Here is a 15347-nt window from a genome sequence, read left to right as displayed (position 1 = left end):
GGGGAGTGCACCGGCACCGGGTTCCAGTCGGGGGAGCCGTGCATCTAATCTGACTGGCAGTTGACGGTTGGCGGGCGACGGGTGGGTGGACACCGGCCCGTGGGTACGACGGGGGAGAACAGCACATGGACAGGCGCAAGCTGAGGTCGAGCACCGTCGTGCTCGGCGGCATGGGAGTACTCGCGGCGACACTCACCGCGTGCGGCTCGGAACCGGACGAGCGATGCGTCGACCCGGTCACCCAGGAGATCCTGCCGGACTACGAGTGCGAGGACAGCAGCGGGTCCGGTAGGTACTACTACGGCGGCAGCAGCCACAACAGCCGGGTCTCCGGCGGCAGTTACAACAAGTCCGCGGTCGAGAGCGGCGGATTCGGCTCCTCCCACTCCAGCGGCGGCTGAGACCCCTCATGGAACGCCGCACCACGGAGCCGCGCCCCGGCTGGCAGCAGACCGTCGAGGAGCAGGGGCTGATCTACCCCCTGACCCGCTACCCGGACGGCTCCCTGCGCCCCTACTGGGACGAGAGTGCCTACTACGTCTTCTCGCTGCCCGAGGTCGAGGCGCTGGAGGAGGTCGTGGAGGAGCTCCACACGATGTGCCTGGCCGCCGCCGCGCACATCGTCGCGCACGACCGCTTCGCGGACCTCGGCATCACCGACCCCAGGACGGCGCGCCTGATCGCCGAGTCCTGGCGGCGCCGTGCCGAGCTGCCTTCCCTGTACGGCAGGTTCGACCTGCGGTACGACGGGACCGGCCCGGCCAAGATGCTGGAGTACAACGCCGACACCCCCACCTCGCTGGTGGAGGCCGCCAGCCCCCAGTGGTTCTGGATGGAGGAACGCTTCCCCGGCGCCGACCAGTGGAACTCCCTGCACGAGCGGCTCGTCGACGCATGGCGGCGGCAGGCCCCGCTGCTGCCGCCGGGGCCCCTGCACTTCGCCCACTCCGACGGCGACGAGCTGGGCGAGGACCTGATGACGGTGGCCTATCTGCGGGAGACCGCGGCGCAGGCCGGGATCGACACCGAGGCGCTCTCCGTCGAACGGATCGGCTGGGACCGGCTGTCCGGCCGCTTCGTCGACGAGCGGCTCCGCTTCATCCGCAGCTGCTTCAAGCTCTATCCGTGGGAGTGGCTGACGACCGACCGCTTCGGCCCGCACGTGCTGGACACCCTCGACAACGGCGGGGGCACCGGCACCACCTGCTGGATCGAACCCGCCTGGAAGATGCTCCTCTCCAACAAGGCGCTGCTGGCCGTCCTCTGGGAGCTGTACCCGGACCACCCCAACCTCCTCCCCGCCTACCTCGACGGCCCCCGCGGACTGGCCGGTCCGGGCGGAGCGGGCTACGTCGCCAAGCCGCTGCTCGGCCGTGAGGGAGCCGGGGTCACCGTCCACGAACCGGGCAGCGCCCCGGTGCTCCGCGACGAGGCCTGCTGCTACCAGGAGCTGGCACCACTGCCCGACTTCGACGGCAACCGGGTGGTGCTCGGCGCCTGGGTGGTCGAGGACGAGTCCGCCGGGCTCGGCATCCGTGAATCGGCGGGGCTGATCACGGACGAGTACGCCCGCTTCCTGCCCCACGTCATCCTCTGAGCCGACGACCGACGGCCCTCGCCGGGTCAGCCGGCCAGTACGCCGCGGAGCTGGTCCAGGCCCCAGTCCAGGTCCTCCTTGCTGATCACCAGCGGCGGGGCGATCCGGATGGTGGAGCCATGGGTGTCCTTGACCAGCACCCCGCGGTCCATCAGCTTCTCCGAGATCTCCCGGCCCGTACCGAGAGCCGGCGCGATGTCGACCCCCGCCCACAGCCCCCGGCCCCGCACGGCCTGCACCGCGCCGCCCCCGGCCAGCAGCCCCAGCTCGTGGTGCAGGTGGTCGCCCAGCTCCGCGGCGCGCTGCTGGAACTCGCCGGTGCGCAGCATCGCGATCACCTCCAGGGCGACCGCGCAGGCCAGCGGATTCCCGCCGAACGTGGAACCGTGCTCGCCCGGCCGGTAGACACCGAGGACCGCGGCGGAGGACACGACGGCCGAGACGGGCACCACACCGCCGCCCAGCGCCTTGCCCAGCACATACATGTCGGGCACGACACCCTCGTGCTCACAGGCGAACGTCCGGCCCGTACGGCCCAGGCCCGACTGGATCTCGTCCGCGATGAACAGCACGTTCCGCTCGCGGGTCATCTCCCGCACCCCGGCGAGATAGCCCGGCGGGGGGACCAGCACCCCGGCCTCGCCCTGGATCGGCTCGATCAGCACCGCGACGGTGTTCTCCGTCATCGCCTCGGCGAGCGCCGTCAGATCCCCGTACGGCACGATCTCGAAGCCCGGTGTGTACGGCCCGAAGTCGGCCCGTGCCTCGTGGTCCGTGGAGAAGCTGATGATCGTGGTCGTCCTGCCGTGGAAGTTGTCGGCCGCGACGATGATCTTCGCCATCCCGTCCGGGACGCCCTTGACGCGGTAGCCCCACTTACGGGCCGTCTTCACCGCCGTCTCCACGGCCTCCGCCCCGGTGTTCATGGGGAGGACCATCTCCATGCCGCAGAGCTCGGCGAGCCGCGTACAGAACTCCGCGAACCGGTCGTGGTGGAAGGCGCGCGAGGTCAGGGTCACGCGTTCGAGCTGAGCCCTGGCCGCGTCGATCAGCCGCCTGTTTCCGTGGCCGAAGTTGAGCGCCGAGTAACCGGCGAGCATGTCGAGGTAACGGCGCCCCTCGACATCGGTCATCCAGGCACCGTCCGCCGAGGCGACGACGACGGGCAACGGGTGGTAGTTGTGCGCGCTGTGCGCCTCGGCGGAGGCGATGGCGGTGTCCGTGGTCGACACGGGATCTCCGTTCGTCGTGCGGCGTGGGCGGGGGTGGTACCCACTGTCTATCGTCGGTCGGATCCGGGGAACGGAAACCTTTCCCGCGCGGCGCGCCCCGCCCCGCGTCCTCACATCTTTCCTACACCGGTTGCCGGAGATCGGTTCCGCACCTGAGACAATGAGTTCATGGCCTCTGATCGACCCCGCGTGCTCTCCGGAATCCAGCCCACCGCAGGCTCGTTCCACCTCGGCAACTACCTCGGTGCGGTCCGCCAGTGGGTGGCGCTGCAGGAGTCCTACGACGCCTTCTACATGGTGGTGGACCTGCACGCGATCACCGTGCCGCAGGACCCGAAGGAGCTCCGGGCCAACACCCGGCTCGCCGTGGCGCAGGTGCTCGCCGCCGGAGTCGATCCGGAGCGCTGCACGCTCTTCGTGCAGAGTCATGTGCCCGAACACGCCCAGCTCGGCTGGATCATGAACTGCCTCACCGGATTCGGCGAGGCCTCCCGCATGACGCAGTTCAAGGACAAGTCCACGAAGCAGGGCGCCGACCGGGCGACCGTGGGCCTCTTCACCTACCCGGTCCTCCAGGTCGCCGACATCCTGCTCTACCAGGCCGACCAGGTCCCGGTCGGCGAGGACCAGCGCCAGCACATCGAGCTGACCCGGGACCTCGCCGAGCGGTTCAACGGCCGCTTCGGCGAGACGTTCACGATCCCGGCGCCGTACATCCTCAAGGAGACGGCGAAGATCTTCGACCTGCAGGACCCGTCGGTCAAGATGAGCAAGTCGGCGTCCACGCCGAAGGGCCTGATCAACCTCCTCGACGACCCGAAGGTCACCGCCAAGAAGGTCAGGAGCGCGGTGACGGACACGGACACCGTGATCCGCTACGACACGGAGAAGAAGCCGGGGATCAGCAACCTCCTGGGCATCTACTCCACCCTCACCGGCACCGCCGTCACCGATCTTGAACAGAAGTACGAGGGCAAGGGGTACGGCGCGCTCAAGACCGACCTCGCCGAGGTCATGGTGGAGTTCGTCACCCCGTTCCGGGCCCGGACCCAGGAGTACCTGGACGACCCGGAGACCCTGGACGCCCTGCTGGCCAAGGGAGCCGAGAAGGCCAGGGCCGTGGCTGCCGAGACGCTGGCGCAGACCTACGACCGGATGGGCCTTCTGCCTGCGAAGCACTGAGTCCAAGGACCCTGGCGGGACCACGGCCGGAGGGGCCACACTGGCGTCGGCACGACCGAAGAACAACCTTCGAAGATTGAGGAGAACGATGTGGGGACCGTAACGCTTGGCGTTTCGATCGCGGTCCCGGAGCCTTACGGCAGCCTGCTCCAGGAGCGGCGCGCGAGCTTCGGGGACCCTGCCGCGTACGGCATCCCCACCCACGTCACCCTTCTTCCGCCGACCGAGGCCGAGGCGGCCGACCTGCCCGCGATCGAGACGCACCTCTCGCAGATCGCCACGGCCGGCCGCCCCTTCCCGATGCGGCTGTCGGGCACGGGCACCTTCCGCCCGCTCTCTCCGGTCGTCTACGTCCAGGTCGTCGAGGGCGCCTCGGCCTGCTCCTGGCTCCAGAAGCGGGTCCGGGAGGCTTCCGGCCCCCTGGTGCGCGAGCTCCAGTTCCCGTACCACCCGCATGTGACCGTCGCGCACGGCATCGCGGAAGAGGCCATGGACCGGGCGTACGAGGAGCTCTCCTCGTACGAGGCGGCCTGGACCTGCGGTTCCTTCGCGCTGTACGAACAGGGCGCGGACGGCGTCTGGCGCAAGATCAACGAGTTCCCGTTCGGCGGCGGCGGCAGCGCGCCCGCCGTACCGGCCCAGGGCGGCAGCTCCATGGACCAGCCGTCCCTGCGCCCCTGAGCCCGCCCCGCCCCTGGTCCGGCGCGGCGTCCTACCGCACCGGCAGCAGCCGGAACAGCGGACGCGGCATGTGCCGCAGGGCCGACATCACCACCCGCAGCGCCCCGGGCACCCACACCGTCTCCGAGCGCCGTCGCAGCCCCGTCACGATCGCGTCCGCGACCGCCCCGGGGGTCGTGGCGAGCGGCGCCTCCTCACGCCCCGCCGTCATCCGTGACCGTACGAAGCCGGGACGTACGACCATCACATGCACGCCCGTGCCGTGCAGTGCGTCGCCGAGCCCCTGCGCGAAGGCGTCCAGGCCCGCCTTGCTGGAGCCGTAGATGAAGTCGGCGCGCCGGGCGCGTTCACCGGCCACCGAGGAGAGCACCACCAGAGACCCATGGCCCTGCGCCTGGAGCGCGCCGGCGCACACCAGGCCGGCGGAGACCGCTCCCGTGTAGTTGGTCTGGGCCACCCGGACCGCCGAGAGCGGCTCCTCCTCGTCACGCGCCTGGTCGCCCAGGACCCCGAAGGCCAGCAGGACCATGTCGATGTCCCCCTCGGTGAAGAGCTTCCCGAGCACCTCCTCGTGGGAGGCGGAGTCGAGCGCGTCGAAGGCGACGGTACGGACGTCGGCGCCCAGCTCGCGCAGCTCGGCGGCGGCCCGGTCCAGGGCGGGGGAGGGCCGCCCGGCCAGCCGGACGGTCCGGGTGCGGCGGGCGATCAGGCGCCGCGCGGTGGCCAGGCCGATCTCCGAGGTGCCGCCGAGGACGAGCAGGGACTGCGGGGCACCGAAGGCGTCCTTCACGGGAAAACTCCTAGCGGGGTGACGAGGCGGTGGCGGACGAGCTCCCCGCGCGGGGCGAGGGCGCGGACATGTTCGTGACCGTATCGCCAGGGAAAACCCTTTTGAGGGATTTGTTACAGCACTCACCGAAATGGGTGATTGGCGGTCCAGGCGGTGCCGGAGCCCGGTTTTCTGCGCCCGGAAGGGTACGCGTAGGTCATGGACTGGCTGAAGAAACTTCCCGTCGTCGGGCCGCTCGTCGCCCGGCTGATGGAGACGCACGCCTGGCGCTCCTTCGAGACCCTGCAACGGGTCCACTGGGCCAGGCTCGCCGCGGCGATCACCTTCCTCAGCTTCCTCGCGCTCTTCCCGCTGATCGCCCTCGGTGCCGCCGTCGGCGCCGCGCTGCTCTCCCCTCAGCAGCTCGACAAGATCGAGGACAAGCTCGCCCAGCAGGTGCCCGGCATCTCGGACCAGCTCGGCATCGACAACCTGGTGGCCCACGCGGGCACGGTGGGGGTCGTCGCCGGTGTGCTGCTGCTCTTCACTGGTATCGGCTGGGTCGGCTCGATGCGGGACTGTCTGCGCGCGGTGTGGGAGAAGGACGACGTGGACGAGGGGAACCCCGTCGTCCGCAAGCTCAAGGACGCCGGTCTGCTGATCGGCCTCGGCGGAGCCGCGCTGGTGACCCTCGCGGTGTCCACCGTCGCGTCCACGGCCATCGGCTGGACGGTCGACCGCCTGGGCATCCCCGAGAACGGCGCGGGCGGCGTGCTGCTCCAGGTGGCCGCCGTGGCCGTGGCGGTCTTCGCCGACTTCCTGATCCTGGTCTACATGCTGACCCTGCTGCCCGGGGTGGAGCCGCCGCGCCGCCGGCTGATCGTGGCCGGGCTGGTCGGCGCGGTCGGCTTCGAGCTCCTCAAACTGCTGCTCGGCAGCTATATGAGGGACGTGGCGTCGAAGAGCATGTACGGCGCCTTCGGCGTGCCGATCGCCCTCCTCCTGTGGATCAACTTCAGCGCGAAGCTGCTGCTGGTCTGCGCCGCCTGGACGGCGACGCCGAGCAAGGACGAGGGCGAGGGCGAGGGCGGGAGCACCGAGGCGGAGGACGGGACGGACGTCAGCGGCGCGGAAGGCGACGCACCAGGTCCGGCAGCGGCCAGCGCCGGTTGACCAGGAAGACCCCGGCCGCGAGGACGACCAGCACACCGCCGACGACCGACAGCGCGGTCCAGACCCCGCTGGTGCCGGCCGGACCGGCGGTGGCCGCCGCGGCCGCGTGCTCCTTCTTCGCGTCCTTGGCCGCGCCCGCCGCGGGTTCCGAGCCCTTCGCGGCCACGGCGGACCTCGGCGGGACCAGCTCACCGACCGGGGTCACCTTGCCGTCGGCGGCGAAACCCCAGTCGAGCAGGCCGGCGGCCTCCTTGTAGACGGCGTGGCTCTCCTCGGACGACGGGTTCATGACCGTCACCAGCAGCACCTTCCCGTCGCGTTCCGCGATCCCCGTGAAGGTGTTGCCCGCGTGCGTGGTGTAGCCGTTCTTGACGCCCGCGATGCCCTTGTACGGCTCCACCCCGATGTCACCGGTGATCAGCCGGTTGGTGTTCTGGATCTCGAAGGTCTCCCGCTTCTTGCCCTTCTTCTGCTCGCCGGGGAACTCCGCCGTCGCCGTCGCCGCGTACTCGCGGAAGTCCGCCTTCTGCATCCCGCTCCGGGCGAACAGGGTCAGGTCGTACGCGCTGGAGACCTGGCGCGGGGCGTCGTAGCCGTCGGGCGAGACGACCGTCGTGTCCAGGGCCTGGAGCTCCTCGGCGTGCCGCTGCATCGCGGCGACCGTCGCGGGCACGCCGCCGTACATCTCGGACAGCACGTGCACCGCGTCGTTGCCCGAGCGCAGGAACACGCCGAGCCACAGGTCGTGGACCGTGTAGGAGTGGTCCTCCTTGACGCCCACGAGGCTGCTTCCCTCGCCGACGCCGGCGAGTTCGTCCTCGGTCACCAGATGGGTCAGGGTCTTCGGCTGGAGCGCGGGCAGGACCGTGTCGGCGAAGAGCATCTTCAGGGTGGAGGCGGGCGGCAGCCGCCAGTGCGGATTGTGCGACGCGAGCACCTCGCCGCTCTCCGCGTCGGCGACGATCCACGACCGTCCGGTGAGGTCCTTCGGCAGGACCGGGGCGCCTGGGCCCAGGGTGACCTGGGTGCCCACCTCGCCCAGCCGTTCGCCGCCCACGGTCGACATCTGACCGGTCGGCTTCGGCTGATTGTCGTCGGTCTTGTCCTTGTCGGCCGCCCCTGCGGGGCTGACGACAGATACGGACAGCAACGCGGCAGAGAGGACCGTCATGACGATCTTTTTCAGAGCAGGCACGGTCGGAAACGTACATGGCGTTGCTGAGGATGGGGACCCGGATGGCCTGACCCGCCGTGCATACCGCCGGGACAGCCCACCCCGGGCGATCGGCCGGGAGCGCGGCGGCGATACTGAACCCATGAAGCTCAGCCGCCCCGTTTCCTGGTTCCTGCTCGTCTTCGGAGCGTGGAGCTGGGTCATCTGGGTCACCTTCGTCAAGAACCTGTGGAAGGACGGCAGCGGGCTCGCGTTCGACGACGCGGGCGACCCGACCGCCTACTTCTGGGTCCATCTCCTGCTCGCCATCACCTCGTTTCTTCTGGGGACGGCTGTGGGGGGCATCGGGTTCCGTGGTGTCAGGGCTTTGCGTCGCGAAGGCAGATGACGGCCGGGGCGTGGGCGGCCGTCCGGACAGGATCGTTTCAGCGGGGGAGCGTACGTGGTCGTGGTCTTCGTACTGGTGGCGGTCGCGGTTCTCGCGCTGCTCGCCGGAGTACACCGGTATGTGTGGCGCCGGCTGATCGGTGACACGACGGAGAAGGGCGGCCTCGCGCGCCGCGCGGGCACCGTCGCCGCCTTCGTGCTGCCGCTGCTCACCGTCGGGGCCTTCGTCTCCAGCCGCTCGGGGGTGCCCTTCCCGGTGCAGCAGGTGCTCGCCTGGCCCGGCTACCTCTGGCTGGCCGCCCTCCTCTACCTGACGCTGGCTCTGCTGGTGGGAGAGGCCGTCAGACCCCTCCTGCGCCGGCTGCTCGCCCGCAGGGCCGCTGCGTCCGGCGCCACCACCGCGCAGGAAGCCGAGGAAGCAGCGCAGGAAGCCGCGCCGGTGGCCCAGGTCGCCGCCGCTGCGGCCGAACCCGCCGCGACGGGCGGCGGCAGCACCCGTACGGACCTCGCGCCCGCCGCCGAGACCCCCGCCCCGCCCGTCGCCGACCCCTCGCGGCGGCTGTTCGTCGCCCGTGCCGTCGGCGGGGCGGCGGCCCTCGCCGGCCTCGGTACCGTCGGCTACGGCACCTACGGGGTGCTGCGCGGCCCCCGCACCAAGCGGATCACCGTCCCGCTCGCCGGACTGCCGCGCTCCGCGCACGGCTTCCGGATCGCCGTGGTCAGCGACATCCACCTCGGCCCCATCCTGGGCCGCGCCCACACCCGGCGCGTCGTCGACGCGATCAACGCCACCGGCCCCGACCTGGTCGCCGTCGTCGGAGACCTCGTCGACGGATCGGTCGCCGATCTCGGCCCCGCCGCGGAGCCGCTCGCCGGTCTTGAGGCCCGCCACGGCAGCTACTTCGTCACCGGCAACCACGAGTACTTCTCCGGCGCCGCCGAATGGGTCGACCACGTACGCGAACTGGGACTGCACCCGCTGGAGAACGCCCGCGTCGAGATCGCCGGTTTCGACCTCGCCGGGGTCAACGACGTGGCGGGTGAGAGCGAGGGCCAGGGCCCCGACTTCGCCCGCGCGCTCGGCGACCGGGACCGCAGCCGCGCCTCCGTCCTCCTCGCGCACCAGCCCGTCGTCATCGACGAGGCCGTCGAGTACGGCGTCGGTCTCCAGCTCTCCGGCCACACCCACGGGGGCCAGCTCTGGCCCGGGAACCTGGTGGCGGAGCTCGCCAACCCGACCGTGGCCGGATACGAACGCTACGGGGACACCCAGTTGTACGTCTCGCGTGGTGCGGGCGCCTGGGGGCCGCCCGTACGTGTCGGTGCCCCCTCCGACATCACCGTGGTGGAGCTCGCTTCCCCGCAGGCCTGAACCTGAAACCTGTGAACGCCTGACCTGGCCTTCCATATGTGAATATCGTGTGATTGGGTGAGGGTGAACATGCGGCGGTGATGTGCTTCTCTGTGCACGCGAGCCGGGGTGGGTTGGTAAGGGAGCACGGCACATGCGGTTCATCCGTCTACGGATTCTCGCAATTCTGGCGGTATTGGTCATCGCAGGCGTCGGCGCCTGGCAGCTGCTTCCCTCGGACGAGGAGAACGAGACCCCGATCACGGTCGGTACGTCCGACGAGGTCACCTCGCTCGACCCGGCCGGTGCCTACGACGCCGGTTCCTGGGCGATCTACAGCAACCTCTACCAGTCCCTGATGACGTTCAGGTCCGGGGCCGTCGTACCGGAGCCGGACGCGGCCGAGAGCTGCGGCTTCATCGGCCAGAAGCTCCAGACGTACCAGTGCACGCTCCGCGACGACCTGACCTTCTCCAACGGGCGCAAGATCACCGCGGCGGACGTCAAGTACTCCTTCGACCGGATGCTGAAGATCAAGGCGGACGCGGGCCCCTCGGTGCTGTTCCCCAGCCTCGACACCATCGTGTCCGAGGGCCGCACGATCACCTTCAACCTCTCGGCCCGGGACGCGACGTTCCCGCAGAAGCTGGCCACGGGCGCCGGGTCCATCGTCGACCCCACCCAGTACCCGAAGGACAAGCTCCGCACGGGCGACCAGGTCGACGGCTCCGGCCCGTACGTCCTGAAGTCGTACGAGCCCGGTGTCAGCGCCGCGCTGGTGTCCAACCCGGCGTACAAGGGCGCGCTGAAGGAGACGGGCGCCCCCGTCGACATCCGCTACTTCGAGGGGTCCGAGGCGCTCCAGGCGGCCTGGGACGCCGGGGACGTCGACGTCACGCACCGTCAGCTCCCCTCCGAGCAGCTCGCCGAGCTGGACCCGGGCGCCACCGACGAGCGCGTCACCGAGGCGGACAGCGCCGAGATCCGCAACCTCGTCTTCAACGTCCGGGACGGCTCGGCCCTCGCGGACAAGAAGGTCCGCCAGGCCGTCGCCTGGCTCATCGACCGCGGCCCGCTGGTCACCAAGGTCTACCGGAACACCGTCGAGCCGCTCTACTCGCTGATCCCGCAGGGCTACATCGGGCACAGCACGCCCTTCTTCGACTCCTACCCGCAGTCGGACCCGAAGCGTGCCAGGGCGCTGATGGAGGAGGCCGGGGTGGAGCTCCCGCTGCACATCACCTTCGCGCACCGCGACGACGACGCCAACAAGGAGGAGTCCACCGAGCTGGTCCGCCAGCTGGAGAAGGACGGACTCTTCGAGGTCACGGAGAAGGCCGTGGAGTGGCAGGCCTTCCAGAAGGGCTACGCCGCCGGTGAGTACGACGCGTACACCGTGGGCTGGCTTCCCGACTACCCGGACCCCGACACCTTCAGCCAGCCGCTGGTCGGCCGCGACAACTCCCTCCACAACGGCTACACCAGCAAGAAGATGGACGCGCTGATCGCCTCCACGCAGCAGTACAGCGACCGCGGCCGGACCTCGGCCGACTTCAAGGAGCTGCAGCAGCTGGTCGGCGAGGACGTGCCGCTGGTCCCGCTCTGGCAGAAGAAGGACTACGTCGTCAGCAAGCAGTCCGTGTCCGGCTCCCAGTACCTCTCCGACGGCACCGGGATCTGGCGGCTCTGGGAACTCAGCTGGATCTGACGTCCCGCGCACCGCGTGACGCCCCGGGCAGGAACTCCACCAGCACGTCGTGGACCTGCCGCACGAGCGGCCGCAGCACCCGGAAGCGGGAGAGCGCGATCGCCCGTGCGGCGATCGGCGCGGTGCGCTCGACGAGCCGGCGGCTGCGTTCCGTGCCCTCGGACCGGTCGTAGACCCAGAACAGCACCAGGCCCATCTGCATCAGCCACATCAACTGCGGCAGCAGTGCGGCCAGTTCCGGATCCGCCTTGACCGAGGAGCCCGACAGGCAGCGCTCGTGCACCGCGATGACCGCGTCGCGGGCCGCGGCCGAATCCTCGGAGAAGGGCGAGAGCGGGCTGTCCGGGTCCGCGGCGTTCTTGAAGAACTGCGCGGCGAAGCGGTGGTACGGACCGGCCACGTCCAGCCAGCCCAGCAGCACGCCCCGGATGCGTACGGCGAGATCCTCGTCCCCGGCCAGGACGGGCTGGACCGCCGCCTCGTGCTCGGCGGCGATCCGGTCGTAGAAGCCCTGGACCAGGTGTTCCTTGGACGAGAAGTAGTAGTACGCGTTCCCGACGGAGACGCCCGCCTCCTGGGCGATCGCCCGCATCGTCGTACGGTCGTAGCCGCGTTCCTCGAAGAGCCGGAGCGCCGTCTCCAGGATGAGGGTGCGGGTCTGCTCGCTCTTCGGCGCCTTGGACTTCCCGGCCGCCCCGTCGCTCCCGGCCGGCTTCGGACCGTCCGCGTCCCCAACGTTCTTCTCTTGCTTCACCACGGGCCCAAGGCTAACCGGGCGAGGGGGAGCGGCCGGACCGGGCTCAGGCGCTCATGGACCGCGCGGTGTTGACCTGGGACATGACCCACTGGAAGGTCTCGGGCCCGGTCGCCGGGATCATCGTCTGGTGGTGCCGCCCGCCGCTGGTGACGGTGATCTGCACGAAGCCGGTCGTGCGCTTCTCCTTCATCAGGAGGAACAGCAGGCCGACGAGGCAGAACAGCGCGAAGACGATCGCCAGCACGATGCCCACGGTCGGGATCTTCTCCTCCGTGCGCGACATGTCGGTCGCCGTCCACACCGCGCCCTTGAGCGGCAGCGTGCCGGAGGGGGTCACGATGGAGTCGTTCATCACCGTGATGTCACCGAGCGAGAGCACCGGCGCCCCGCCGCCGCCCTGCTGCACCGGCAGGTTGAAGCCGGGCTCGGTCGGCTGGCCGGGGCCCGGATAGCCGTACCCCGGGCCGGGCTGCGCCGCCGAGTCGGGCAGCGGCTGCGGATAGCCGTACGCCGGAGCGGCGCCCGGCGCCGGATAGCCGTAACCCTGGCCGTCCGGCATCGTAGGCGGATTGCCCGGCGGCTGGGGCGGGCCCCACTTGTATGAGTCGTCCGCGTACGGATTCGGATCGCTCATGACGTTCCCCGTTCTCCATCAAGCCATCTGCTCCCGAGCTGTGCTGCGCCGGGAGAGGTGAGCCGGTCAACGGCTCCGCATGACCGTACCGCCCCGTACCCCCGGACGCACCAAGAGGCCCCGCTTCCCGCACGGTCGGTGCGGGAAACGGGGCCTCCGGATGCAACGCGTGGGTCAGAAGCGGCGGGTGATGAGTGCGCGCTTCACTTCCTGGATCGCCTTGGTGACCTCGATGCCACGCGGGCAGGCGTCCGTGCAGTTGAACGTCGTGCGGCAACGCCACACACCGTCACGGTCGTTGAGGATCTCCAGGCGCTGCTCCCCGGCCTCGTCGCGCGAGTCGAAGATGAAGCGGTGCGCGTTGACGATCGCCGCCGGACCGAAGTACTGGCCGTCGTTCCAGAACACCGGGCACGAGGACGTGCACGCGGCGCACAGGATGCACTTGGTGGTGTCGTCGAAGCGCTCGCGGTCCTCGGGGGACTGCAGACGCTCGCGGGTCGGCTCGTTCCCCTTGGTGACGAGGAAGGGCATGACATCGCGGTAGGCCTGGAAGAACGGGTCCATGTCGACCACGAGGTCCTTGAGGACCGTGAGGCCCTTGATGGCCTCGACCGTGATCGGCTTCTCCGGGTTGATGTCCTTGATCAGCGTCTTGCAGGCGAGCCTGTTCTTGCCGTTGATCCGCATCGCGTCGGAGCCGCAGATGCCGTGCGCGCAGGAACGACGGAACGTCAGGGTGCCGTCCTGCTCCCACTTGATCTTGTGAAGGGCGTCGAGCACACGCTCCTTCGGGTCGATCGAGATCTGGAAGTCCTGCCACTGGACCTCGTCGGAGACCTCGGGGTTGAAGCGGCGGATCCGGAACGTGGCCGTGATGTACGGGGTGTCGGCGAAGCCCGCCTCGGCCTTGTCGGTCTTGTCCAGGGTCGGGGTAGCCATCAGTACTTACGCTCCATCGGCTGGTAGCGGGTCGTGACGACCGGCTTGTAGTCGAGCCGGATCGACTCGGTGCCGTCGTCCGCGACCTCGCGGTACGCCATGGTGTGGCGCATGAAGTTGACGTCGTCGCGGTTCGGGTAGTCCTCGCGGTAGTGACCGCCGCGGGACTCCTTGCGGGCCAGCGCGGAGGTCGCCATGACCTCGGCCAGGTCGAGCAGGTTGCCCAGCTCGATGGCCTCCAGCAGGTCGGTGTTGAACCGCTTGCCCTTGTCCTGGATGGACACGTTGAGGTAGCGCGCCCGCAGCTCGGCGATCTTGTCGACCGCCGTCTTGATGGTCTGCTCGGTGCGGAACACCATCACGTTGGCGTCCATGCACTCCTGCAGCTCCGTGCGGAGCGCGTGGACCCGCTCGGTGCCCGTGGAGTTGCGCAGCCGCTCGACCTGGTCCTCGACCAGCTGCGCCGGGTTCTCGGGGAGTTCGACGAAGTCGTTCTTCGCGGAGTACTCGGCGGCGGCGATGCCCGAGCGGCGTCCGAAGACGTTGATGTCGAGCAGCGAGTTGGTGCCCAGACGGTTGGCTCCGTGCACGGAGACACAGGCGACCTCGCCGGCGGCGTACAGGCCCGGGACGACGGTGGTGTTGTCGGCCAGCACCTCGCCCTCGACGTTGGTCGGGATGCCGCCCATGGCGTAGTGCGCGGTCGGCTGGATCGGGATCGGGTCCGTGTAGGGCTCGATACCGAGGTACGTACGCGCGAACTCGGTGATGTCCGGGAGCTTCGCGTCCAGCTGCTCCGGCGGGAGGTGCGTGAGGTCGAGGTAGACGTGGTCGCCCTCGGGACCGCAGCCGCGGCCCTCACGGATCTCCGTGTAGATGGAGCGGGACACGACGTCACGGGACGCGAGGTCCTTCATGACCGGCGCGTACTTCTCCATGAAGCGCTCGCCGTCCTTGTTGCGGAGGATGCCGCCCTCACCACGGGCGCCCTCCGTCAGCAGGATGCCCATGCGCCAGATGCCCGTCGGGTGGAACTGGAAGAACTCCATGTCCTCCAGCGGCAGACCCCGGCGGTAGCAGGCGGCCTGGCCGTCACCGGTCAGGGTGTGCGCGTTCGACGTCACCTTGAAGAACTTGCCGGTGCCGCCCGAGGCGTAGATGACCGACTTCGCCTGGAAGACGTGGATCTCGCCGGTGGCCAGCTCGTAGGCGACGACGCCGGCGGACTTCTTGACGCCGTCCTCCTCGACGACCAGCTGGTCCAGGACGTAGAACTCGTTGAAGAATTCCACGCCCTCCTTGACGCAGTTCTGGTAAAGCGTCTGGAGGATCATGTGGCCGGTGCGGTCGCCCGAGTAGCAGGCGCGGCGGACCGGGGCCTCACCGTGGTTGCGGGAGTGACCGCCGAACCGGCGCTGGTCGATCTTGCCCTCGGGCGTACGGCCGAACGGCAGGCCCATCTTCTCCAGGTCGAGGACGGCGTCGATGGCCTCCTTCGCGAGGATCTCGGCGGCGTCCTGGTCGACCAGGTAGTCGCCGCCCTTGATCGTGTCGAAGGTGTGCCACTCCCAGTTGTCCTCCTCCACGTTGGCCAGCGCGGCGGCCATGCCGCCCTGCGCGGCGCCCGTGTGGGAGCGGGTGGGGTAGAGCTTCGTCAGCACGGCGGTGCGGCTGCGCTTGGTCGACTCGATGGCCGCGCGCATGCCGGCGCCGCCGGCGCCGACGATGACGGTGTCGTACTTGTGGATCTGCATGGTTTC

Annotated in this window: 15 protein-coding genes; 8 read left to right on the top strand and 7 right to left on the bottom strand. The window is 69.8% G+C overall.

Annotated features, from left to right (window positions below; genetic code table 11):
• Nucleotides 1–125: 125 nt before the first annotated feature.
• Together ACIRD8_RS07370 and ACIRD8_RS07365 are read left to right on the top strand one after the other, a co-directional pair.
• Complete coding sequence (locus ACIRD8_RS07370; protein ID WP_403987532.1) at nucleotides 126–401, top strand: hypothetical protein; 276 nt, start codon at nucleotides 126–128, stop codon at nucleotides 399–401.
• 8 nt (nucleotides 402–409) lie between these two features.
• Nucleotides 410–1597, top strand: a complete 1188-nt coding sequence (locus tag ACIRD8_RS07365; RefSeq protein WP_403987529.1) for a glutathionylspermidine synthase family protein — start codon at nucleotides 410–412, stop codon at nucleotides 1595–1597.
• A 26-nt stretch (nucleotides 1598–1623) separates the two neighbouring features.
• Here the strand turns inward: ACIRD8_RS07365 and rocD are convergent, their stop codons facing one another.
• On the bottom strand, nucleotides 1624–2829 hold the full coding sequence (gene rocD / locus ACIRD8_RS07360) for an ornithine--oxo-acid transaminase (protein WP_403987526.1): 1206 nt from the start codon (nucleotides 2827–2829) through the stop codon (nucleotides 1624–1626).
• Nucleotides 2830–2997: 168 nt separating this feature from the next.
• On the opposite strand from rocD, the gene trpS reads away from it, so the two are divergent.
• Both trpS and ACIRD8_RS07350 read left to right on the top strand, forming a co-directional pair.
• On the top strand, nucleotides 2998–4011 hold the full coding sequence (trpS, locus tag ACIRD8_RS07355) for a tryptophan--tRNA ligase (RefSeq protein ID WP_403987523.1): 1014 nt from the start codon (nucleotides 2998–3000) through the stop codon (nucleotides 4009–4011).
• A gap of 90 nt (nucleotides 4012–4101) precedes the next feature.
• Nucleotides 4102–4692 carry a 2'-5' RNA ligase family protein gene (locus tag ACIRD8_RS07350; RefSeq protein WP_403987520.1) on the top strand — a complete coding sequence of 197 codons (591 nt, stop codon included), beginning with the start codon at nucleotides 4102–4104 and terminating at the stop codon, nucleotides 4690–4692.
• A 31-nt stretch (nucleotides 4693–4723) separates the two neighbouring features.
• Here the strand turns inward: ACIRD8_RS07350 and ACIRD8_RS07345 are convergent, their stop codons facing one another.
• Nucleotides 4724–5482 carry a decaprenylphospho-beta-D-erythro-pentofuranosid-2-ulose 2-reductase gene (locus tag ACIRD8_RS07345; RefSeq protein ID WP_403987517.1) on the bottom strand — a complete coding sequence of 253 codons (759 nt, stop codon included), beginning with the start codon at nucleotides 5480–5482 and terminating at the stop codon, nucleotides 4724–4726.
• A 198-nt stretch (nucleotides 5483–5680) separates the two neighbouring features.
• On the opposite strand from ACIRD8_RS07345, the gene ACIRD8_RS07340 reads away from it, so the two are divergent.
• Nucleotides 5681–6634, top strand: a complete 954-nt coding sequence (locus ACIRD8_RS07340) for a YihY/virulence factor BrkB family protein (protein WP_403987514.1) — start codon at nucleotides 5681–5683, stop codon at nucleotides 6632–6634.
• Here ACIRD8_RS07340 and ACIRD8_RS07335 read toward each other — a convergent pair.
• Nucleotides 6582–7829, bottom strand: coding sequence for a D-alanyl-D-alanine carboxypeptidase family protein (locus tag ACIRD8_RS07335; protein ID WP_403987511.1), 1248 nt, complete (start codon nucleotides 7827–7829; stop codon nucleotides 6582–6584). The two genes, ACIRD8_RS07340 and ACIRD8_RS07335, sit on opposite strands and share 53 nt — an antisense overlap.
• Nucleotides 7830–7950: 121 nt before the next feature.
• Here ACIRD8_RS07335 and ACIRD8_RS07330 point away from each other — a divergent pair, with 121 nt between their 5' ends.
• The 3 genes from ACIRD8_RS07330 to ACIRD8_RS07320 all read left to right on the top strand — a co-directional run bounded on the left by ACIRD8_RS07330 (nucleotide 7951) and on the right by ACIRD8_RS07320 (nucleotide 11254).
• Nucleotides 7951–8196 (top strand): SCO4848 family membrane protein, encoded by a 246-nt coding sequence (locus ACIRD8_RS07330; protein ID WP_403987508.1) that lies wholly within the window; start codon nucleotides 7951–7953, stop codon nucleotides 8194–8196.
• A 60-nt stretch (nucleotides 8197–8256) separates the two neighbouring features.
• Complete coding sequence (locus ACIRD8_RS07325) at nucleotides 8257–9567, top strand: metallophosphoesterase (RefSeq protein WP_403987505.1); 1311 nt, start codon at nucleotides 8257–8259, stop codon at nucleotides 9565–9567.
• Nucleotides 9568–9700: 133 nt separating this feature from the next.
• A complete protein-coding gene (locus ACIRD8_RS07320; protein WP_403987503.1) occupies nucleotides 9701–11254 on the top strand; it encodes an ABC transporter substrate-binding protein in 1554 nt (517 codons plus the stop codon).
• On the opposite strand, the gene ACIRD8_RS07315 is transcribed toward ACIRD8_RS07320, so the two are convergent.
• From ACIRD8_RS07315 to sdhA, 4 genes are all read right to left on the bottom strand, one after another.
• The gene (locus ACIRD8_RS07315) at nucleotides 11241–12011 is read right to left on the bottom strand and encodes a TetR family transcriptional regulator (protein WP_403987499.1); all 771 of its coding nucleotides are present in this window, start codon (nucleotides 12009–12011) and stop codon (nucleotides 11241–11243) included. The genes ACIRD8_RS07320 and ACIRD8_RS07315 overlap by 14 nt on opposite strands.
• Before the next feature lie 43 nt (nucleotides 12012–12054).
• The gene (locus ACIRD8_RS07310) at nucleotides 12055–12645 is read right to left on the bottom strand and encodes a hypothetical protein (RefSeq protein ID WP_403987496.1); all 591 of its coding nucleotides are present in this window, start codon (nucleotides 12643–12645) and stop codon (nucleotides 12055–12057) included.
• Between the two features lie 174 nt (nucleotides 12646–12819).
• On the bottom strand, nucleotides 12820–13587 hold the full coding sequence (locus tag ACIRD8_RS07305) for a succinate dehydrogenase iron-sulfur subunit (RefSeq protein WP_382994016.1): 768 nt from the start codon (nucleotides 13585–13587) through the stop codon (nucleotides 12820–12822).
• A complete protein-coding gene (gene sdhA / locus ACIRD8_RS07300) occupies nucleotides 13587–15341 on the bottom strand; it encodes a succinate dehydrogenase flavoprotein subunit (RefSeq protein WP_403987493.1) in 1755 nt (584 codons plus the stop codon). The genes ACIRD8_RS07305 and sdhA overlap by 1 nt, the downstream gene beginning before the upstream one ends.
• Nucleotides 15342–15347: the final 6 nt, after the last annotated feature.

This window comes from Streptomyces sp. NPDC102451 (assembly GCF_044765485.1).
In the GTDB taxonomy this organism is placed as follows: domain Bacteria; phylum Actinomycetota; class Actinomycetes; order Streptomycetales; family Streptomycetaceae; genus Streptomyces.
Note: the sequence above shows the minus strand (reverse complement) of the source record. Positions and strands in the feature narration are given on the sequence as shown.

Coding starts and splice junctions, on each gene's coding strand:
- ACIRD8_RS07370 (WP_403987532.1), top strand. CDS start 126: ATGGACAGGCGCAAGCTGAGGTCGAGCACCGTCGTGCTCGGCGGCATG.
- ACIRD8_RS07365 (WP_403987529.1), top strand. CDS start 410: ATGGAACGCCGCACCACGGAGCCGCGCCCCGGCTGGCAGCAGACCGTC.
- trpS (WP_403987523.1), top strand. CDS start 2,998: ATGGCCTCTGATCGACCCCGCGTGCTCTCCGGAATCCAGCCCACCGCA.
- ACIRD8_RS07340 (WP_403987514.1), top strand. CDS start 5,681: ATGGACTGGCTGAAGAAACTTCCCGTCGTCGGGCCGCTCGTCGCCCGG.
- ACIRD8_RS07330 (WP_403987508.1), top strand. CDS start 7,951: ATGAAGCTCAGCCGCCCCGTTTCCTGGTTCCTGCTCGTCTTCGGAGCG.
- ACIRD8_RS07320 (WP_403987503.1), top strand. CDS start 9,701: ATGCGGTTCATCCGTCTACGGATTCTCGCAATTCTGGCGGTATTGGTC.
- ACIRD8_RS07310 (WP_403987496.1), bottom strand. CDS start 12,645: ATGAGCGATCCGAATCCGTACGCGGACGACTCATACAAGTGGGGCCCG.
- ACIRD8_RS07305 (WP_382994016.1), bottom strand. CDS start 13,587: ATGGCTACCCCGACCCTGGACAAGACCGACAAGGCCGAGGCGGGCTTC.
- sdhA (WP_403987493.1), bottom strand. CDS start 15,341: ATGCAGATCCACAAGTACGACACCGTCATCGTCGGCGCCGGCGGCGCC.